Below are 18,696 nucleotides of genomic sequence, written 5' to 3'. Positions count from 1 at the left end.
CCGCGTTATAATTCTTCCTAAATAAGATATGCACGTTCAAAAGACTTGATTATAAAATATGCTCATTGTTTCCAGCTGCATCACTTTACCCATTGAAGGAATATTTTCAAATTCATGTTACTTTTTGGCAATCATATCGTCTACTTATCTGAGAATACATAAAAACGTAAATCTATACCAAAAAGGAAGTGGCCATCATGTTTAAAATGACTCTGAAGACTGGAGTATTGATGATTATTCTTGCCATCGCTGCATTTGCAGCATGGGTTGATGGCAGTGCACTGCTCGATGATCCATGGGACTGGCAGCATACGGCTCTGTTCTCTCAATTTTTTCATGGCAGCATCAGTGCCGAGCATCAGATTTCACAGCTGGATTTCTTTCTCTACTCAGCTAAATTTCGTCCGTTTTACCCTGTACTAATGATAATTAGCTCCCTTGGACTGATTGTGCTTTCGGCTTATCATCTTTTGAAAAAGGAGCCAAAACGATTCGCTTATTTCCTATTCGTTATGAGTGCGGGAGCTTTCGCCTTGAGCTATGGGATCTCGAGTTCTCCTACTGTGGGCGGCTTTATATTTTTCCTTTTATGGCTGGCAAGCGGAATTTTATTTATTCTGAGTGCTGCCTGGATTCTAAGGAAGGGATCTTTCCGGCAGGATCAGGTAAATGCTTAGTTGTGAAAGCTATTTCAAATCACTGAATTAACTCCAACTGAAATAAAAAGGACGGAAGGAGAAAAGGGAGATCTATTAACCTCCGTCCCTTTTTGAAATTCATCTAGTAATCTAACAAATAGTCTTGCAATTCAGAATATATAAGACTATAATATAAAATGTAAACGATTACATAACAATATAAAAATAAGAATGGTTATGTAGGAGGGATTCATATAAGGAGCGGGAGCAATGGTTAAAATGATCGATGTCGCCAAAAGAGCAAATGTGTCAACAGCAACGGTATCAAGGGTTTTAAGGAATCCGGAGAGTGTTAAGGAATTGACGAGAGAGAAGGTTATGCAAAGCATTGCCGAATTAAATTATCAGCCTAATGTACTTGCAAGACATTTCAGAAGAAGCAAAACGAATACGATTCTTGTCATTGTACCGAACATTGCAAATACGATTTTTTCTCAAATGGTTCAAGGGATTGAGGAGACAGCCGTTCAAAATAATTACCGGGTGCTTCTTGGCAACTCAAACCGGAATGTTGAAAAAGAATATGATTTTTTAGATTTGCTCAGGCAGCGGCATGTTGACGGAATGATTCTGCTTTCAAGCCGAATTGATATTGATACCCTCAATGAACTGACCGCTCAGTTCCCCGTTGTACTAGCTTCAGAGTATTTAAACAACATGTCAATTTCTACCGTGCGGATTGATAATAGGAAACACGGGAAAGAGGCAGCAGCTCACCTTTTGTCATTGGGCCATAAAAGGGTCGCTCATATTTCAGGAGGACTGAATAATAGAATTAGCTTTGACCGCCAGGACGGTTATTTGGATGCCCTGACTGAGCATGGTCTAAAAAGGGACAATCGTCTGATTCGAGAAGGGGATTTTACCTTTACATCAGGCTATAACCAAATGCAGGAACTTCTTTCATTAAGGGATCGCCCGACAGCTCTTTTTGCTGCCAGTGATGAAATGGCGATGGGCGCCATTAAAGCAGCTAAAGAAAAGGGGATTAACGTTCCTGAAGATTTAGCAGTGGTAGGTTTTGATAATATCCGTTTTTCCTCATTTTTTGAGCCTGGACTTACCACGGTAGCCCAGCCGGCAGTTGAAATGGGAAGTGCATCGATGGAATTGCTTCTTGAACACATCAAAGATCCCAATTTCAAGCCTGCTGAAAGGGTTTTGAAAAGTGAATTGATCGTGCGTGAATCATGCGGCCTTAAGGGGTAAAAAAGAACTATTTAACTAAATAAAAAATGTAATCGGTTACATCACTAAAATTTATTGGTTGCACCGAAAGAGCTTACTTTTCAAAAGAAATAAAAGAAGTTTTAAAATTAAAAATGTAATCGATTACATTTAGGAGGAAGAAAATGAGCTTTAAAGGGATAGCAGTTCAAATGTATACGCTAAGAGAAGAATGCGAAAAAGACTTTACCGGTACATTAGAAAAGGTTGCGGAATTAGGCTTTGACGGAGTGGAGCTTGCAGGCTACGGGGGATTATCAGCAAAGGAATTAAGCAGGGTTTTAAATGAACTTGGCCTTAAAACAGCTGCTGCCCACGTACCGCTCGATTCGCTTGAAAACGACTTGGAAAATGTCCTTTCCTATCAAAAGGAATTAGGTAACAGGCATATTGTATGCCCGGTGCTTCCGAGGGACCGGCATGCCAAATCGGATTATCAGGATTTAATTGCCACCTTAAATAAAGCGGGACAAAGAGCCCGCGAGGAAGGGATCACGCTTTCTTATCATAATCATGATTTTGAGCTTTTCCCTTTTGATGATGGGGTAAAGCCGCTGGAAAGAATCTTAGAGGAAACGAATCCGGAATGGGTAAAAGCAGAATTTGATGTGTACTGGCTGCAAAAAGCGGGGGAAAATCCTCTTGATTGGGTGAGCCGTTACCAGAACAGGATGCCATTAATTCACTTAAAGGATATGACCACTGATGGTGAAGAGTTTTTTGCAGAGCTTGGAACCGGTGGTGTAGATATCCCGGCGATCCTTGAAGCGATTTCCTCATCTTCAGTTGAATGGTGGGTGATTGAACAGGATCAATCTAGAAAGTCTCCATTTGAAAGTATTAAGCAGAGCATTGACTATTTGAAAAATACAGTAGCAAGTAACTAAATAAAAGGGGGATGAAAATGAAACGTTTCTATTTATTGATGACAATTGCTTCGATGTTAATGGTAACAGCCTGTGCGCCGGGCGGGGGTGGCTCGAGCAGTCAGGAGACTGATGCAGTCAGCGGATCAAGTGAAACTGGAGGAGAAGTCCTGGAATTTTGGTACATAGACCCGGGTGAAAAAGAAGTCGTTTATCAGGAAGCTGTGGAGCGCTTTAAGGAAAAGCATGAGGGCGTTGAGGTAAAGCTGCTCAGAGTGGCCAATGATGCCTACAAGCAAAAGCTTGCAGTCTCCATGTCCGGAGGTAATCCTCCGGATGTCTTTCATAGCTGGGGCGGAGGCTGGCTCAATCAATTTGTTCAGCAGGGACAGGTTTTGGATGTAACCGACAGTATCGAAAAAGAACATTTTAATGAGCTTGCATTAGATAATGCGACCTTTGACGACAAAGTGTATGGTTTGCCGCTTGGGCTGTCACTTGACCTGGTATTTTACAATAAAGAAATCTTTGAGGAGTATGGTCTGACGCCTCCTGACACCTATGAAGAATGGGTGAGCATTATTGAAACATTAAACGAAAATGATGTTATTCCATTGGCACTTGCTAACCAAACGAAATGGCCGGGCGCCTACTATTTAATGAACTTTGCCAGCCGAATCGGAGGACCTGATCTATTTAATGAGGCATTTACAAGAGAAGGCAGAGGGTTTGATGATCCTGCTTATGTTGAAGCTGGTGAGTATATTCAGGAGATGGTCAACATGAATGCCTTTAACCCTGGATTTAACGGTGTTCCTTACGATGAAGGCCAGGGGCGTCAGCTGATGTATTCAGGCCAGGCGGCAATGATGGATATCACCATTTCATTTGTGAATAATGTTCGGACGGAAGCACCGGACTTTGAAGAAAAACTTGATTTCTTTGTTTTCCCTGCAGTAGAAGGCGGAAAGGGAAGTACGAATGATCTTGGCGCTGCAACCGGTCCTGTGTGGTCTGTGTCATCGGAAAGTGAGCATCCAGATCTTGCTACAGAATTAATCAAAGAGCTGACGAGTACAGAAACAGCAGAAAATTATACGAATCGGACAGGCTCATTAACGGGAGTCAGCGGAGTAGAGCCTGAGGACGAATTTATTAAGCGGATGTATCAGCTTGCTGAGGAAGCAAATCATCTTCAAATGCCGTACGATCAGACACTTCCTCCAGAGCTTGCAGAGCTTCACAAGGATACAACACAAGCTTTGTTCGGCTTATCATTGACACCTGAGGAAGCAGCTGAGCAAATGGAGGCAAAGGCAGAACAGGATCTTCAATAATCATGAATAGAGGGGAGGGGGGTCTCCCCTCCTGTTTATGTAAAGGGGGCTGAACGATGCAGCAAGCAGATTCATCACTAGCGGCTGTTAAGGAAGATGCGCGTAATAAGGCAAAAAAGAGAAAACTGAAAAATGCCCTAACCATTGGGCTCTTTGTATCTCCTGCCTTACTCGTCTATGCGCTTTATGTTATCTATCCTATTTTGGCAACGTTGAATTACAGCTTTTATGACTGGAATGGCAGCAGTGTAGGTACATATATTGGCTTACAGAATTACGTTCAATTGTTTAATGACAGCATTTTTTGGACAGCTCTTTTAAACAACACCTGGATTACGTTAACCTCTGTGTTTGTCCAGATTCCACTGGGATTAATCATGGCTTTAATGCTGTTTGCGCCAATTAAAGGCATACGACTGATGAGCAGTGTATATTTCTTTCCATTTTTAATGTCAACAGTTGCAATCGGTTTATTATGGATTTATATGTTTGATCCGATTAATGGATCGATTAACCAGCTGATAAATTTATTTGGCTTTGAAAATGTCGCCTGGTTGAGTGGAGAGAATACAGCTTTAATCGCCGTATTATTTGTTATTGTGTGGCAATTTGCTCCTTTTTACATGATTCTCTTCAGGGCAGCAATAGTCGGAATCCCGGAAGAATTATATGAAGCAGCTGATATGGATGGAGCGAACCCGTGGCATAAATTTACCCGCATTACGTTCCCATTACTTATGCCTACAATTGTGAGCTCTTCAATTTTAGCCATTGTCGGTTCCTTAAAGGCCTTTGATATCTTCTATGTCATGACCGGCGGTGGGCCAAACCATGCTACTGAGCTGATGGGAACCTATATGTTTAAACAGGCATTCGTCAATTTTAATATGGGCTATGCCAGCGCAATTGCATTTGTCATGTTTTTTATCGCGCTTATTGTTGTCATCATTATTCAGGTGCTTGATTTCTATAGGCAAAAGAGGGGGGTATTTTCTGAATGAAATCTCTGGCCAAATTACCATTGTACATTGTTGCGCTGATTCTATTAATCGTTTCTGGCTACCCTTTTGTTTATATGATTTCCACCGCGCTAAAAACGCAAAGTGATTTCTTTGAGAATCCGTTTGCCCTTTTTACTTCTTTTAATTTGGAAAACTTTCTGAATGTCTTTCAAATGGGGCTATCCCGATATTTTTTAAATAGTGTAATCGTAACAGTAGTAGCGGTGGGCGCTGTCGTCATCATTGGTGCGCTGGCAAGCTACCCATTAAGCAGAATGAATTTCCGTTTTAATCGTGTGTTATTTTTGCTCTTTATTTCCGGAATGATGCTCCCTATTCATGCGACGCTTATTCCGATTTTTAAGCTTTCTGAAAGCATGGGTGTTTACGATACATTACTCGCGCTAATCGGTCCTTATATTGCGTTCAGTCTCCCGATTTCAATTTTTATTTTGACGCAGTTTATGAGAGAAATTCCTAAATCCCTGGAGGAAGCAGCAAAAATCGATGGCTGTAGTCATCTTGGAATCTTCAGGCATGTGATTATGCCGATGGTTAAACCGGCATTGATGGCTGTGATTATCTACAATGCCATTCATTTATGGAATGAATTCGTGTTTGCGCTTGTGCTGATCTCAAGTCCTGAAAGCATGACGTTGCCTCTTGGCCTGCAGGCATTCAGAGGGGATTTTGCGGTTAATGTACCAGGGCTTATGGCAGCTTTGACACTTGCAAGTCTGCCGATATTAGTTGTTTATTTATTCTCCCAGGAAAAAGTAGTAAAAGGTTTAACCGGGGGAGCAGTAAAAGGTTAATACATTGAATGGAAGCGGATGGTGAAGACGATGAAGAAAGTAAGAGTTGGCGTTATTGGATGCGGCAGTGTCGCAAGAAGGCGGCATTTACTCGAATACGCATCAAATGAACAAGCTGAGATTGTAGCGGTAGTAGATCTTGTTGAAGAACGTGCACAGGAAATGGCTGAGTTGTATCAGGCGAAAGCCTTCACAGATTACAAGGAAGCACTGGCTGAATGTGACCTGGATGCAGTAAGTGTATGTCTGCCAAATCATTTGCACGCATCTGTCACGATTGATGCACTTAAAGCAGGGCTTCATGTTTTATGTGAAAAGCCGATGGCGATTTCAGCTGAAGAAGCAGAAGCAATGATTAGCACCGCGAAAGAGTATGACAGAAAGCTTATGATCGGACATAATCAGCGCTTTGTTGCTTCCCATCAGCAGGCAAAAAAGCTGCTTGACAGCGGAGAGCTTGGAAAAGTGTATAGCTTTAAAACGACATTTGGCCACCCCGGACCTGAAGGATGGAGCATTGACGGGCGTGCAAGCTGGTTTTTCAATACAGAAGAAGCGTTCATTGGGGCGCTTGGTGATCTTGGGGTACATAAATCAGACTTAATTCGTTATTTACTTGGAGACGTAGCAGAGGTTGGCGCTTTTGTTGAAACGAGCGCCAAAGAAAATACAGAGATCGATGACAACGCGATGTGTATTTTAAAAATGAAATCCGGCGCGATCGGCTCTCTTGCTGCAAGCTGGTCCTATGTATCCGGAGGAGATAACTCAACGTATATCTACACAGAAAAAGCTGTGTTAAAAATTGAAGCTGACCCGGTTTATCCTTTAGTCGTCAGCTACTCCAACGGGGACACGGTTAACTATGAGCTCGCTAAAATTCAGTCTAATGAAGAAGGCGGCCAAACAAAAACGTATGTCGTTGACCGTTTTATAGAGGCGATTACCCAGGACAAGGAACCGCTCATTACTGGAGAAGAGGGGCTTAAGTCGCTAAATGTCATCCTGGCAGCGTTGGAATCAAATCGGACTAAACGATTTGTTAACCTGGATCAGTAAAGCTTTTTATAAGGTGATTTCAAGGCTTGAGCTTGGCATATTACCAGACTCAGGTCTTTTTTTTGGAAGTTTTTTTACCAAAGCGGAGCATCCTCATTGCTTAGCTTCATTAGGAAGGGGGATAAGGCAAAGGCGGCGAAGTAGCTTAAAAGCAATAGCGGGAGAGGCAGATCAAATAAAATGAATAGCGGCAGTAACCATGACGGAGAGACGACTGCCATACTCATATTTTGCTTGGAGGAGTTTGTTCGAACTTGCTTTTCCTTGCAATAAGGACAGATAACATAATATTTAAATACAAACGATTTTTTTATTGTCTCTTTCCAGGTCCAGGTGTTTTGGCATCTTTGACATTGTGGCATATGGAGTGCTCCCTTCTAAAAACATCTACAGTAGTTTTACGAATCATGGGAATAAATGTTTCATCAATTCGGAAGAAAACTGGTATTTTCTAAAAGGACTATTGTTGATTAAATGCATATATGATAATCTATTCATATATTATAAAGAAGGCTTATAAAATGGTACAGGGAGGCTGGAGAAGCAGTGGAAGAGTTCGACAGAGAAAATGTTCCTTCTGAAGAGATCGATGAAGAAACCTTATTTATTGTTACTCAAACATTTAAAGCACTGGGAGACCCGACAAGAGTAAGAATTCTGCACCTGCTTTTTAAAAAAGAGTGTTCTGTAAACGAAATTGCAGACACATTAGACCTTCGGCAGTCTACGGTATCTCATCAATTACGTTTTTTAAAGAATCTGCGTCTTGTGAAATACCGCCGTGAAGGGACAACCTTGTTTTATTCCCATGACGATGAACACGTCATGCGTATTTTAGAACAAATGATCAATCACGCCTGCCATAGCTAAGCAGGGAATTTAAATTAAGTAAAATTAGTTGGAACCTATTTATGTCTATATTGATATATATTAATATAGACATGTTGAGAGGGGGAGTAAACATGGGACATGAGCATCATGACCACACCCATGGCGCAAATAAGAGGACATTATTAATCAGTTTTCTTGTTATCACCGTATTTATGGTTGTAGAGGTTATTGGAGGGTTACTGACAAATAGTCTGGCGCTCTTAGCGGATGCCGGTCATATGCTGAGCGATTCCATCTCGCTGTTAATTGCGTTAGTCGCTTTTACACTGGGCGAGAGAGCGGCAAACTACGGTAAAACCTATGGGTATAAGCGCTTTGAAGTGCTCGCTGCAGTTATAAATGGCGCAACCCTGCTTCTTGTTTCCCTCTATATTTTTTATGAAGCCTATCACCGTTTAGCAGATCCGCCGGAAGTAGCGTCAACCGGAATGCTGATTATTGCCGTTTTCGGTTTACTTGTCAATATAGTGGTCGCGTTTATTATGATGCGTGGAGGAGATACAAAAGGCAACTTAAATATGAGAGCCGCATACCTTCATGTGTTAGGAGATCTTTTAGGATCGGTAGGGGCCATTTTAGCCGCTCTTCTTATGATCTTCTTTAATTGGATTTGGGCAGATGCTGTAGCAAGTGTACTTGTAGCCATCCTTATTTTAATCAGTGGCTGGCGGGTAACGAAAGCTTCTATTCATGTCCTGATGGAAGGAACCCCAAACAATGTGGATTTAGAAAACGTGGTTCATGTAATGAAAAGTGTAAAAGGGGTTGAAAGTATTCACGACCTGCATGTATGGAGCGTAACAAGCGGACAGAATGTACTTTCCTGCCATATTACGGTAGATGGTCAAATGACTGTAGAAGAAAGCCAGCAGCTGCTTCGCGAAATTGAACATCAATTGACGCATGAAAATATCGGCCATGTTACGATTCAGGTTGAAACTGCACAAAATAACCAGCATGAAGATTCTGTGCTTTGTCAAAAAGAGTATGAAAAAGAAGGCCATGACCACCATCATGGTCATAGCCATTAAATGTAAAAATAGGTTGGGACAAATGTTTGTCTCAACCTCGTTTCCCCGGTTCACTGCGCTTCAGGCGGACGCTTTCCGCGGGGCGGGGCTTGAGCTAACTTGCTTACAGCAAGTGGATCTCAAGCTCCCGCTTCCTCCCGCAGGAGTCGCCCCCTTCCGCTCCGTTCACCTCACGTTTTAAAATTATCGTTATGCCCCAGACTCTTTTTTCTATTTTTATCTGCTAGTGTAAGGGTCCTCTTCTGAATCAGGAAGATTGCCAAATGACGTCATGATTTCTGCTTCGTCAAGCTCATCCTCATAGCGCTCATGCTGCTTTGACGGGTACACTGTTACAATTTTTCCTTCAATATCCACTGCCGCAAAGTTCTCATATTCCTCTACATAGCCGTTATTTTCATCCCAATCTGCATACATATTATCATATTCAGAAGGAGGGGATTCGAGATCGGAGGGGGAATCAGAGCTTCCATACCTGGCGACATCCTGCCACGAATCCTCTTTGTCATAAGCATCATTTTCTCTTTCTGCCTCACGAAGGAATGTGCGGAAGGATGGGGTTATCACCTGCTCCTCGATGGGGCGGTTTCTTGAAATTGTCTGATCTGGTGTATGAGCAATGCAATATCGTGCTGTTGGAAGAGCCTCCAGCCGTTCGAAGGGAATGTCTTCTGAGCAGGTGGAGCAAATTCCATACATACCAACTTCCATGGCTTCAAGAGCAAGGGTAATTCCTTTGTATTCAAATCGTTCATGCTCGGTCAGGGCGAGATCTTTTTCACGTTCATATAATTCTGAGGCCATATCTCCAGGGTGGTTGTCGTAGGAAGAGAGTTCTCCGACAGCGTCTGTGTGGCTTCTTAAGAGGTCGAAATGGCCATTTATTTTAAAGTGGTCCTCGAGTTCCTTTTTTCTGCGGAGGAGCTCAGAGCGCAGGGTTTGTTTTTGCTGAATTGATAACATCCATTAAACATCCTTTTCTATTTGATGTTCTTTTAGGTTTTCCTAAAGATGATTTTTGAGTCATAAAAAAGGGTAAAAGATGATTCGGAGCGAATGGTAATTATGATAAGGTTAGTGGTAGTGAATCATTACTGAATTTTAAAAGTTAGGGGCATGGTTTCTAAAATGAGCGTGTTGATTTCCGCTGCATGGGCATGCTTTCCGCGGGACGGGAGCTGAGCTAACTTGCTGCGCAAGTGGATCTCAGCCTTCCCGTTTCTTCCCGCAGGAGTCAGCCCCTTCCGCTGCAATCAACTTCTTGTAAAAGGAATTTGGTCCTTTGAACTTTTAATGTTAGGGGCATGGTGTCTAAAATGAGCGTGTTGATTTCCGCTGCATGGGCATGTTTTCCGCGGGGAGGGGCTTGAGCTAACTTGCTGAGCAAGTGGATCTCAAGCTCCCGCTTCATCCCGCAGGAGTTGCCTCCTTCCACTGCAATCAACTTCTTGTATAAGTGGTTTGGTCCTTTGAACTTTTATTGTTAGGGGCATGGTGTCTAAAATGAGCGTGTTGATTTCCGCTGCATGGGCATGCTTTCCGCGGGGCGAGGGTGAGGTGAGGCTTGAGCTGCTTGTTTTGCTGTTGGGTCTGAGTTTTCCAGCATTGTGCTATAGGCTGTGATGGTGGATAGTAATTGAATTTCGTTGAAGAGGAGCGGTAATGTGCATTCAAGAAGATCTGGTTATTTTTTTGCATTCATTTGGATGCTTGGATTGATGGCTTTAGCATTTATTAGCTACTACTTTGAACAAAGTATTCGATTAAGGGCGGAGGAGACGTATGAAGCTGCTCCTTTGTATTGGTTTAATGCTCTTCTTCCATTTGTTTTTGGTCTATATATTTCATTTTTGTTTGTCAGAATAAAATCCATCAGCCTTAATGTGCCAATATTGCTTTTTGTTACCATTCCGTGCCTGTTTTTATCCTTTTACAGCCCGGTTTCCGTCTCCTACCCTGTCAGCTGGACAGTTCCTTCATGGCTGCTTGAGCTCAATACATTTGGCATGCTGTCATTGGTGGGCGGTCTTTCCCTGATGGTTGGCCTTTTTGGGGGCGCCGGGAAAAGAAAAAAACCTAAAACGAAAGAGGGATAGTGTTCTGCCTAAAGCGGAATCTGTCCCTCTTTTTAGGAGTTAATATTTCGTTTTACTAAATAAAACGGTATAATACACAGTAATCAATTCAAAGGAGGAATTAGTATGCAGCAGCTTTTAGAGAAATTAACCGCCCTGCACGGACCATGCGGCCATGAGCAGCCGGTCAGCAAATGGGTTAGAGATAAAGTCAGTCCTTTAGTCGATGAAGTGAAGGTGGATTCTCTTGGAAATGTCATCGCTACAAAAAAAGGAACGCAGGGGGGGCCTGTTATGGTCATGACCGCTCATATGGATGAAGTTGGCTTTATTATAAAGAAGATTGAAGAAAATGGTCTTCTCCGTTTTGAAAAGCTTGGAGGAAATGATGATCGTCTGCTTTTAACCCAAAAGGTTCAGCTGCGCACGAAAAAGGGTTTATTAACAGGAGTGGTTGGAAGCATCTCAGCCCATTATGCAAAGTTTGATGATGCAAGTAAGGTACGTAATCACCGGCATTTATACATAGATATTGGAGCGAAAAACAAAGAGCATGCTATTGAGCTTGGTGCGGAAGTGGGAACCCCTGTTACCTGGAAACCAAGTATGGAGTATTTAGGAGATGAAAGGACTGGGCGTTTTGTCGGTAAAGGCTTTGATGACCGTGCAGGCTGTGCAGTCTTAATTCAAACGCTCCACGAACTTCAGGATGCGAAATTTTCAGGGACGGTTACGGCAGTTTTTACTGTACAGGAGGAGGTTGGTCTTCGGGGAGCACAGGTGGCTGCACGCCAGGTGAAAGCAGATGTTGCCATCGCCATTGATACTACAGCCGTCAGTGATACGCCTGAAGAAACAATGGACAAAACCCTTGCTCTTGGTGACGGAACAGGCATTAAAGTGCTTGATTTCAGCTTAATCTCACATCCGGCTGTAAAAGAGAAGCTGATTCAATTGGCAGAGAATAAAAATATCCCCCATCAGCTTGAGATATTCCCTGGCATCGGCACAGATGGAGGAGCAATAAGCCTCGCTAATCACGGTATTCCAACAGGCGTACTGTCCATTCCTTCACGCTATGCCCACTCTCCTGTTGAAGTGATTGATATGACTGATTTAACAGCAACCAAGGAGCTTTTGAAAGCATTTATTCTCGATCTGGGAGAAGAGACTGAGTTTACGTTTATTGATTAATTTTTTTTAGCTGCACGATCTCCCGGTATTAGGGTTACTTTATAGTGACGCTAGTGCCGGGTTTTTTATCGTTTTAAAAAGATTTTACCCGCTGCCTGTCCGCCTTTTCTATAATGACTCCCTCGTGAATAGGATAAAGAAATGGATGCCGATACAAAGAAATAAATGTAGAAAACGTAAGACCTGAAGGGAACATTAGGAGCGTAAAGGACGCAGAGGGAGCAGGGGGTATGAACAATCACGGGTTGTTATCCTTCTTAATCGCTATGGTAAGCCTGGTTTTATTTTGGGGACTAAAGGGTCCGGTAACGAATATTTATTCAATGATCATTCTTTACACATTATTATCCTTAACTGGGCTTGTATTTGCCGTTCAATCAAAGGAAAAGATCTGGCTGTATATAGGGATTATTTTAAATGGAGGCGTGCTCGTCTTCGCTTTACTTATATTAGTGGCAATTGGTTTTGGTGAAGTATAGGTGCTTATAAAACTCGAAGCGTTAGAGGTTTTCATTGTTTGAAAAAGGGTTTGGCGGCCCGGCTATCGAATTTGTCAGGCAAACTGAAAAGCCATAATGGTGATTCATTCTCTAAAATGTGCAGCCTGGATGTTGAAGAAGAGGAAGCACATATTACGTCCATCGTACTTTGGGATAAAAAGGAGAATGGCTATTTAGCGCTTGAAGATATAGTTAACAGCCTTCATTATACGGTTTCCTTGAAATTAAATTGACGATTAACTCTTCCGATCGGGAACTATTGTTTCAAGCGGATAAGATTGATATCTATATGATGATAAGGGAGTAAGGTTTAAAAACTACAACTAAAGGTTTAAATAGCCATCCGTCATATTTGCGATTAACTCTTCTTCCTAACAGCCGATTCGGTTGTTTTTTTTATTTCATAAAATGAAGATAGATCAAGAGGAGAGGGAGTTTTTATATGGGAAACAATTCGGTTGTCATGATAACAGGCGCTTCAAAGGGACTGGGAAAAGAACTGGCACTTGAGTTTGCAAGGAATGGTGCAAGGCTTGCGATTTGTGCGCGTCAGCTGCCGGCACTTCAGCAGGTGGAGCAGGAAATTAAAGAGCTTGGCGGTGAAGTCGTGGCTGTTGAGGGGGATGTCTCAAACCCGGATGACGTTAATCGTTTTGTCTCGGTCGTTGAGGAGGTATTTAGCGGTGTGGATGTTCTTATCAATAATGCCTCAATTTTCGGACCTGGACCGTCACTTTTAGCAGACTATCCAAACGAAGCGTTCAACGAGGTTCTTCATGTGAATGTACTGAATCCTTTTCTTATGACAAAGCGGGTCCTTCCAGGCATGCTAAGCAAAAAAGCAGGTTCAATTATTAACCTGACTTCTGAGGCAGGAAAAACCGGCTTTGCGGAGTGGGGTGCTTACGGGATTTCAAAGTTTGCGGTTGAGGGGTTAACGCAAACCTGGGCAGAGGAGCTTGAAGGGACTGGGGTTCGCATCAATATGGTGGACCCGGGTGAAATGGATACAGACATGCACAAAAAAGCTGTTCCTGATTGCGACTATCCGCTTGCACATCCATCAGCGAACATGGATATTTTTAACTACCTTGCTTCCACTGAATCAATTAAAGAAAATGGCAGGCGCTTTGAGGCGCAGAAATTTCAATGGAAGCAGGAAGAACATCATGCTTAAAGGGGCAGAGAAGTTTACCATTCCTCCTCATTTGCATGCGTCGGTCCCACTTGAAATGCTTGGACAAACCAGAGATTCAGCGAGACTGCTTGTACTGAACCGTTTTACAGGTGAGACAGATCACTCACGCTTTGCTCAGCTTGGTGATTTTCTCAGTGAAGGAGATGTTTTGGTCTTAAATAACAGTCGAACGATTCCTGCTGTACTAAAGGGAAGGCAGGGGGGAAACGAGGTTGAGGTGCGTCTATCAAGAAAAATTAAGGAGGGTGAATGGGACGGACTTGTTTTGAACAGGCAGCTGGCTACAGAAGTGATCCATTTTAATGGCGATCTGCAAGCCGTAGTAGTAGGAAGTGGGAGCGAAAATCCATTAGTAAGATTCCGGTTTAACAAAAAAGGCACTGACTTCTATAATTTTCTGTACAAAGAAGCTGAGCCTGTCCGCTATGAATATGTTAAAGCCTCCTGGCCGCTTGAGAGCTATCAAAACGTGTACAGCTCAGTGCCGGGCTCTGTCGAAATGGCTTCTGCAGGCAGGGCATTTACGTGGAGGCTCCTCCGTTCACTTGAATCACAAGGGGTAAAGCTTGCCTTTATCCAGCTGCATGCAGGCTTAAGCTATTATGGAGATGATCAATGGCCATCTCCTAAAAACCATCCGGAGGAATTTTGTCTCCCAAAAGAAACAGTTCAATTGATTAAAGAAGCAAAAAGAAACGGAAATAGAGTCATAGCAGCAGGCACGACTGTTGTCCGTGCTCTTGAAACGGCTGTAACTCAAGGTGGAGACAGCCAGGCAATGCGAGGACTAACTCACTTACATGTTTCAAAGGAGACTCCTTTACAGGTCGCAGATGGCCTCTTGACGGGCTTCCATGAACCGGAAGCAAGCCATCTTGATATGTTGGGTGCTTTCATTGATGAAGAGGTTTTGCTGCGCACGTACAAGGAGGCGCTGGAGAAGGAATACTTATGGCATGAATTTGGCGATATTAATTTAATCCTGTAGGAGGGCTCGGTGATGAAACAGCATCATGCAGGAATACAGGTGAAAAATCTTTTTCAATCAGAATTATTTTATGTGAGAAATTTTGGCTTTATACGTGAAACCTTATTTAGACTTGGTAGTGAAAAGATCATTTTTTTAAGAAAAGATGATGTAAGGCTTGAGATCATAGAAGACAATGAATTCATTTCCTGCAGCTGTTGTTCACATACCCACTTTGCCTGGGAGGTAGAGGGTTTAGATGAGTTAATGGCTGCACTTAATGAGGCAGGATTACAGATAGAAGAAGGTCCTTTTACTCTGGCTAATGGTTGGAAGACTGTGTTTTATCTGGGACCGGATCAAGAGTTAATTGAGCTGGTAGAAGCAAAAGTTAAAGATGATAAATTAACCTCTTTTCCCTTATAAAGGCGAAAAGGGGTTTTGTTATAGCCTGAATTTGTTTGGACATAGTACCGGTAAGGAGGTGACGATAATGATCTGGAAAAGAAATAAAGACAAGGATCTGAAGATGCCTTTATCCGGTGATGAAAAGTATCAGGCTGAGTTCGGAGAAGAATGGGGAAGCTTTAAGGAATCCAAGGGAAATAAAAATAATAGAAATGAAAATCCCGGCAGCCACGAAAGCCTCGAGCTTGAAAATGATATATGGTAAAAGAGCACTAAAAAAATCCGTCCTCACGGTAAAGAGGATGGATTTTTTTGCGCAAGTTTAAAGCCAAGTGCCCTGTCGGATATTTTCAAATCATTTTGTAGAATAGCTGAAAAATCATGTGTTGGATAAAGTCCTTTTTCATACAAATAAATGAAAATTTTTTCGTGCGAATCGATCGATCGGTTAAGATGTTTCCGGAATACTTCACGAAGGCCGGGAGTGGCAATTTCCGTAATGGCAGTCCCGTAGCTTTTCACACTGTTTTTTGTTTGCAAAAGAAGCTCCCGTGCTGAAAGAGTCGAATCACTATGTTGGTTTGGTTTTCTATCAGGAGAGGCAGCAAGAGGGTAAAAGGAGATAAACTCCATAATGTTTGCACTTATATTCTCGATTGCCTGCAGGTAGATCCTTTTTAAATCGGGGTCCATTATCGTATCAACTGTATTTTTAACCTTTATTAATCCGATGGACTGCGCGACGGTCAGCTCATGAATAGCGAGTGTTTCGTGCCAGGCTAGATGCTGCGGGGCCCGCTTCTGTTCCATCCTAACACCTCTTTTTTCTGATAGGTTTTTATTTTAGATAATGATTCAGGGTTTCCTCGAGGTTTATAAACTTAGAGCTTTTTGTGCGAGCATAAGGTCATGCTGTAATAAAGCATTAAGGTCGTAGGAAGGGTATTCCCCTCTTTCATACATATAATTAAATGCCTTTGCAAGAGAATCAATTGCCCCGTTTAATTGTCTTTTCAGCACCTCACGAAGAGCGGGAGTAGCTGTTTCCGTAATGGCGATAGCGTAATTACGCACACTCGATTTAAACAAAAGCAGCAAATCCCCGGCATAAAACACTTCATCATTTCGTTCATCCTCAAACCGTCCGGCTGAAGGCGCCAAAGGATAAAACTGCACAAGCTCACGAAGATTCTCACTGAGCCCATTAATAGCGTCTGCATAAAGGGCACTTAACGCCGGATCTGTTACCTTGCTAACTGTCATCTTAAGCTTAATCAACCCGATCGATTGTGCCGTCACAAGCTCATGAATCTCCAGCGTCTCATGCCACGCAAGATGATCAGCCATCCAAACACCCCACTTTTCCTAAACTCCGAATAGTCTATTCACCAGGCAGTCATAGCGTGCCCAAAAGAAAACCGGGTGGAAAAATCGGGTGGTACCAGGCACTTGTCGAAGGCACTTGTCGAGGGTTTCTCGACAAATATCGGGGAGTGCCAGGCACTCCCCGAAGGCACTTCCCCGAAAACACTTACCGAAGCTTCTTCAGCTGTTCTAGCACTTTAGAGAATGGCTGGCTATCGAGGTGATGTCTAAAGGTTAAGAACGGGTCGCCTTGTTTTTTGAGGCGTTCGATGACTGCAGGGATGGGAAATTGAGTAGGGTGGAGCTTGTTGTTTACTTCGTTCCAAAATAAGGGTGCTGCAATCAGACCCTGTTCATTGCCTCTTGCGGAGTAGGGGGCAATGATGGTTTTTCCTGCATCATGCTGAATATAATCAAGGTAGAGCTTGTTATGACGATTTTTCTTTAACCTTTCAGTTGTGAACCATTCGGGCTCCTGTTCACATAAAAAATCACAAACAAACGATGTAAATAGCCTGGTATCTTCATACGTAAAGGTATCGGCCGGGAGGGGGATATACACCTGAAGCCCCTTACCGCCGGATACCTTGATATAGGAGCGCAGCCCAAATTCATCAAAGATCGCCTTCATACGCACCGCAGCTTCGATCGCCAGGTTGAACTCGTTCACAGAAGGAGGGTCCAAATCAAAGACAATTTCTGTCGGCTTTTCCGTATGAATCGTTTGAAAAGGAATATGAAACTCAAGAGAAAGCTGATTCCCGAGCCAAAGAAGGGTTTCCATCCCGTTGCATAAAATATAACGGATATCGTCCTCCTTTTTTGTCAGGACAAAATCAGGTGCATAGTCCGGACAGTTTTTCTGATAAAAGCGTTCACCCGCTGCCCCATGCGGATAGCGAATAACCGTCAGCAGCCGATCTTGCAAAAACGGCATTAAATATGGAGCTGCAAGCTGAAGATAAAGGAGATAATCATCCTTTACCAGCCCTAAATCGGGCCATATAGGCTTGTCAGGGTGGGTGACTGCTACGCGCTCAGGCAAAGGGAAAAGCTGTCGCTGAAGTGTCTGCCAGGTGCATTCATCAGGCTCAGCTTCAAAATTAAATGCATGAAATCTGGGCTCCCGCAGATGTTTTCCGTCAAAATCGATACAGGCAATATCTACACACACAGATGGAGGAAGCGCCCAAACAGAAGAGGATACTTTTTCCCCGCTTGTTTGAAACAATTCGCTAAGCGTGCTTTCCTGTTCCGGTTCAAGCCCATGACGAAAATGAACCACTTCAATTGGCTCGTTTTCCTGATAAATGGCTCCATGAAAATAGCCATTGTTTTTATCCCATAAGGTCAGAAATACGGTAATATAGCGCCAGTTTTTTTCCTTTAACCAATGATCACTTCGTTTGCCTGCCTGCCATTTGCCCGTTTTCTTTTTTGCAATCACACCTTCTCCGTAATATTCCACAACCTTTTCCACTGCTTCAGCTCTTGAATCAAAAACATCAATGCATTGAATTCTTTTCGGACTTTGGGCATCCACCGATATGGGAAGCGAAAGGGCTGCAAAAAGGTCCATAAGCTTTTCCTTCCTTTTAGTCAAAGGCTGATTTTGCAGCGTCTTTCCCTTGTATACCAACAGATCAAAAGCAATACAATGACAAGGAAAGGACATCGCATGCTTTTGAATAACAGAAGCGGTGCCCATCCTTCCACGTGTTTGAACGGTCGAAAAGTGACTCCGATAAGAATTAAGTAAATGTACAAGCTCTCCGTCAAATACAAGTGGAAGATACGGCTTGGCAGCTTCATAGTGCTCCACGCAAAACGCAACAATTTCAGGGAACATGGTAGTAAGCGGTTTTCCATTCCGGCTGATCAGTCTTGGTGTGGGCTCTTCCCAATGTATCATACAGCGGAAGCCATCATATTTAACCTCATATTGCCATTCAGGACCTTCCGGAACAGAGGTTGTTGCAGTTAACAGCATCGGTTTCACTTCGGCATCCGCCTCTCAATTTTTCATTAGCTTTTGATGAAGTTTTCCCGCTCATACATAATTAA

General features: G+C 42.9%; 22 protein-coding genes. 17 read left to right on the top strand and 5 right to left on the bottom strand.

Annotation, left to right across the window (positions count from 1 at the left end):
• The first annotated feature begins 197 nt into the window (after positions 1–197).
• The 7 genes from C4B60_RS08490 to C4B60_RS08460 all read left to right on the top strand — a co-directional run bounded on the left by C4B60_RS08490 (position 198) and on the right by C4B60_RS08460 (position 7,003).
• The gene (locus C4B60_RS08490) at positions 198–677 is read left to right on the top strand and encodes a DUF4306 domain-containing protein (protein ID WP_104057572.1); all 480 of its coding nucleotides are present in this window, start codon (positions 198–200) and stop codon (positions 675–677) included.
• A gap of 231 nt (positions 678–908) precedes the next feature.
• Complete coding sequence (locus C4B60_RS08485) at positions 909–1,907, top strand: LacI family DNA-binding transcriptional regulator (protein WP_104057571.1); 999 nt, start codon at positions 909–911, stop codon at positions 1,905–1,907.
• A gap of 143 nt (positions 1,908–2,050) precedes the next feature.
• Complete coding sequence (locus tag C4B60_RS08480; protein ID WP_104057570.1) at positions 2,051–2,812, top strand: sugar phosphate isomerase/epimerase family protein; 762 nt, start codon at positions 2,051–2,053, stop codon at positions 2,810–2,812.
• Positions 2,813–2,829: 17 nt separating this feature from the next.
• Complete coding sequence (locus C4B60_RS08475) at positions 2,830–4,128, top strand: ABC transporter substrate-binding protein (RefSeq protein ID WP_104057569.1); 1,299 nt, start codon at positions 2,830–2,832, stop codon at positions 4,126–4,128.
• Positions 4,129–4,184: 56 nt separating this feature from the next.
• Positions 4,185–5,129: a carbohydrate ABC transporter permease gene (locus C4B60_RS08470; RefSeq protein ID WP_104057568.1), complete on the top strand. Its 945-nt coding sequence runs from the start codon at positions 4,185–4,187 to the stop codon at positions 5,127–5,129.
• A complete protein-coding gene (locus C4B60_RS08465; RefSeq protein ID WP_104057567.1) occupies positions 5,126–5,944 on the top strand; it encodes a carbohydrate ABC transporter permease in 819 nt (272 codons plus the stop codon). Before C4B60_RS08470 ends, C4B60_RS08465 begins: the two co-directional genes overlap by 4 nt.
• A gap of 30 nt (positions 5,945–5,974) precedes the next feature.
• Complete coding sequence (locus C4B60_RS08460) at positions 5,975–7,003, top strand: Gfo/Idh/MocA family protein (RefSeq protein ID WP_104057566.1); 1,029 nt, start codon at positions 5,975–5,977, stop codon at positions 7,001–7,003.
• A 74-nt stretch (positions 7,004–7,077) separates the two neighbouring features.
• Here the strand turns inward: C4B60_RS08460 and C4B60_RS21980 are convergent, their stop codons facing one another.
• Complete coding sequence (locus C4B60_RS21980) at positions 7,078–7,365, bottom strand: TIGR04104 family putative zinc finger protein (protein ID WP_104057565.1); 288 nt, start codon at positions 7,363–7,365, stop codon at positions 7,078–7,080.
• Positions 7,366–7,549: 184 nt separating this feature from the next.
• On the opposite strand from C4B60_RS21980, the gene C4B60_RS08450 reads away from it, so the two are divergent.
• Both C4B60_RS08450 and C4B60_RS08445 read left to right on the top strand, forming a co-directional pair.
• Positions 7,550–7,873, top strand: a complete 324-nt coding sequence (locus tag C4B60_RS08450; RefSeq protein WP_104057564.1) for an ArsR/SmtB family transcription factor — start codon at positions 7,550–7,552, stop codon at positions 7,871–7,873.
• A gap of 92 nt (positions 7,874–7,965) precedes the next feature.
• Positions 7,966–8,925 carry a cation diffusion facilitator family transporter gene (locus tag C4B60_RS08445; protein ID WP_104057563.1) on the top strand — a complete coding sequence of 320 codons (960 nt, stop codon included), beginning with the start codon at positions 7,966–7,968 and terminating at the stop codon, positions 8,923–8,925.
• Between the two features lie 216 nt (positions 8,926–9,141).
• On the opposite strand, the gene C4B60_RS08440 is transcribed toward C4B60_RS08445, so the two are convergent.
• Positions 9,142–9,888, bottom strand: coding sequence for a TraR/DksA C4-type zinc finger protein (locus C4B60_RS08440; protein WP_104057562.1), 747 nt, complete (start codon positions 9,886–9,888; stop codon positions 9,142–9,144).
• 743 nt (positions 9,889–10,631) lie between these two features.
• On the opposite strand from C4B60_RS08440, the gene C4B60_RS08435 reads away from it, so the two are divergent.
• The 8 genes from C4B60_RS08435 (at position 10,632) to C4B60_RS08400 (ending at position 15,532) form a co-directional block, all read left to right on the top strand.
• Positions 10,632–11,021 (top strand): hypothetical protein, encoded by a 390-nt coding sequence (locus C4B60_RS08435; RefSeq protein ID WP_167578616.1) that lies wholly within the window; start codon positions 10,632–10,634, stop codon positions 11,019–11,021.
• A 105-nt stretch (positions 11,022–11,126) separates the two neighbouring features.
• Positions 11,127–12,194: a M42 family metallopeptidase gene (locus tag C4B60_RS08430; RefSeq protein ID WP_104057560.1), complete on the top strand. Its 1,068-nt coding sequence runs from the start codon at positions 11,127–11,129 to the stop codon at positions 12,192–12,194.
• A gap of 230 nt (positions 12,195–12,424) precedes the next feature.
• Complete coding sequence (locus C4B60_RS08425) at positions 12,425–12,673, top strand: hypothetical protein (RefSeq protein WP_104057559.1); 249 nt, start codon at positions 12,425–12,427, stop codon at positions 12,671–12,673.
• A 71-nt stretch (positions 12,674–12,744) separates the two neighbouring features.
• Entirely contained in the window at positions 12,745–12,927 is a 183-nt protein-coding gene (locus C4B60_RS08420; RefSeq protein ID WP_135122103.1) for a hypothetical protein, read from the top strand.
• Between the two features lie 209 nt (positions 12,928–13,136).
• Positions 13,137–13,871, top strand: a complete 735-nt coding sequence (locus C4B60_RS08415; RefSeq protein ID WP_104057557.1) for an SDR family NAD(P)-dependent oxidoreductase — start codon at positions 13,137–13,139, stop codon at positions 13,869–13,871.
• Positions 13,864–14,880, top strand: a complete 1,017-nt coding sequence (locus tag C4B60_RS08410) for an S-adenosylmethionine:tRNA ribosyltransferase-isomerase (RefSeq protein WP_104057556.1) — start codon at positions 13,864–13,866, stop codon at positions 14,878–14,880. The genes C4B60_RS08415 and C4B60_RS08410 overlap by 8 nt, the downstream gene beginning before the upstream one ends.
• Before the next feature lie 12 nt (positions 14,881–14,892).
• Positions 14,893–15,285 carry a VOC family protein gene (locus C4B60_RS08405; protein ID WP_104057555.1) on the top strand — a complete coding sequence of 131 codons (393 nt, stop codon included), beginning with the start codon at positions 14,893–14,895 and terminating at the stop codon, positions 15,283–15,285.
• A gap of 67 nt (positions 15,286–15,352) precedes the next feature.
• Positions 15,353–15,532 carry a hypothetical protein gene (locus tag C4B60_RS08400; protein WP_104057554.1) on the top strand — a complete coding sequence of 60 codons (180 nt, stop codon included), beginning with the start codon at positions 15,353–15,355 and terminating at the stop codon, positions 15,530–15,532.
• Positions 15,533–15,555: 23 nt separating this feature from the next.
• Here C4B60_RS08400 and C4B60_RS08395 read toward each other — a convergent pair whose 3' ends face one another.
• From C4B60_RS08395 to C4B60_RS08385, 3 genes are all read right to left on the bottom strand, one after another.
• Entirely contained in the window at positions 15,556–16,077 is a 522-nt protein-coding gene (locus C4B60_RS08395) for a spore coat protein (protein WP_104057553.1), read from the bottom strand.
• Between the two features lie 63 nt (positions 16,078–16,140).
• A complete protein-coding gene (locus C4B60_RS08390; RefSeq protein WP_104057552.1) occupies positions 16,141–16,614 on the bottom strand; it encodes a spore coat protein in 474 nt (157 codons plus the stop codon).
• Between the two features lie 184 nt (positions 16,615–16,798).
• Positions 16,799–18,622 carry a DNA ligase D gene (locus C4B60_RS08385; protein WP_483413971.1) on the bottom strand — a complete coding sequence of 608 codons (1,824 nt, stop codon included), beginning with the start codon at positions 18,620–18,622 and terminating at the stop codon, positions 16,799–16,801.
• Positions 18,623–18,696 lie beyond the last annotated feature (74 nt).

Source organism: Jeotgalibacillus proteolyticus (assembly GCF_002926065.1).
Lineage (GTDB): Bacteria > Bacillota > Bacilli > Bacillales > Jeotgalibacillaceae > Jeotgalibacillus > Jeotgalibacillus proteolyticus.
This window is presented reverse-complemented; position numbering and strand designations above follow the sequence as displayed.

Excerpts from the sequence above, each read along its gene's own strand:
- C4B60_RS08490 (WP_104057572.1), top strand. The coding sequence starts at position 198 with ATGTTTAAAATGACTCTGAAGACTGGAGTATTGATGATTATTCTTGCC.
- C4B60_RS08485 (WP_104057571.1), top strand. The coding sequence starts at position 909 with ATGGTTAAAATGATCGATGTCGCCAAAAGAGCAAATGTGTCAACAGCA.
- C4B60_RS08480 (WP_104057570.1), top strand. The coding sequence starts at position 2,051 with ATGAGCTTTAAAGGGATAGCAGTTCAAATGTATACGCTAAGAGAAGAA.
- C4B60_RS08475 (WP_104057569.1), top strand. The coding sequence starts at position 2,830 with ATGAAACGTTTCTATTTATTGATGACAATTGCTTCGATGTTAATGGTA.
- C4B60_RS08470 (WP_104057568.1), top strand. The coding sequence starts at position 4,185 with ATGCAGCAAGCAGATTCATCACTAGCGGCTGTTAAGGAAGATGCGCGT.
- C4B60_RS08465 (WP_104057567.1), top strand. The coding sequence starts at position 5,126 with ATGAAATCTCTGGCCAAATTACCATTGTACATTGTTGCGCTGATTCTA.
- C4B60_RS08460 (WP_104057566.1), top strand. The coding sequence starts at position 5,975 with ATGAAGAAAGTAAGAGTTGGCGTTATTGGATGCGGCAGTGTCGCAAGA.
- C4B60_RS21980 (WP_104057565.1), bottom strand. The coding sequence starts at position 7,365 with ATGCCACAATGTCAAAGATGCCAAAACACCTGGACCTGGAAAGAGACA.
- C4B60_RS08445 (WP_104057563.1), top strand. The coding sequence starts at position 7,966 with ATGGGACATGAGCATCATGACCACACCCATGGCGCAAATAAGAGGACA.
- C4B60_RS08440 (WP_104057562.1), bottom strand. The coding sequence starts at position 9,888 with ATGTTATCAATTCAGCAAAAACAAACCCTGCGCTCTGAGCTCCTCCGC.
- C4B60_RS08435 (WP_167578616.1), top strand. The coding sequence starts at position 10,632 with ATGCTTGGATTGATGGCTTTAGCATTTATTAGCTACTACTTTGAACAA.
- C4B60_RS08430 (WP_104057560.1), top strand. The coding sequence starts at position 11,127 with ATGCAGCAGCTTTTAGAGAAATTAACCGCCCTGCACGGACCATGCGGC.
- C4B60_RS08425 (WP_104057559.1), top strand. The coding sequence starts at position 12,425 with ATGAACAATCACGGGTTGTTATCCTTCTTAATCGCTATGGTAAGCCTG.
- C4B60_RS08415 (WP_104057557.1), top strand. The coding sequence starts at position 13,137 with ATGGGAAACAATTCGGTTGTCATGATAACAGGCGCTTCAAAGGGACTG.
- C4B60_RS08410 (WP_104057556.1), top strand. The coding sequence starts at position 13,864 with ATGCTTAAAGGGGCAGAGAAGTTTACCATTCCTCCTCATTTGCATGCG.
- C4B60_RS08405 (WP_104057555.1), top strand. The coding sequence starts at position 14,893 with ATGAAACAGCATCATGCAGGAATACAGGTGAAAAATCTTTTTCAATCA.
- C4B60_RS08400 (WP_104057554.1), top strand. The coding sequence starts at position 15,353 with ATGATCTGGAAAAGAAATAAAGACAAGGATCTGAAGATGCCTTTATCC.
- C4B60_RS08395 (WP_104057553.1), bottom strand. The coding sequence starts at position 16,077 with ATGGAACAGAAGCGGGCCCCGCAGCATCTAGCCTGGCACGAAACACTC.
- C4B60_RS08390 (WP_104057552.1), bottom strand. The coding sequence starts at position 16,614 with ATGGCTGATCATCTTGCGTGGCATGAGACGCTGGAGATTCATGAGCTT.
- C4B60_RS08385 (WP_483413971.1), bottom strand. The coding sequence starts at position 18,622 with ATGCTGTTAACTGCAACAACCTCTGTTCCGGAAGGTCCTGAATGGCAA.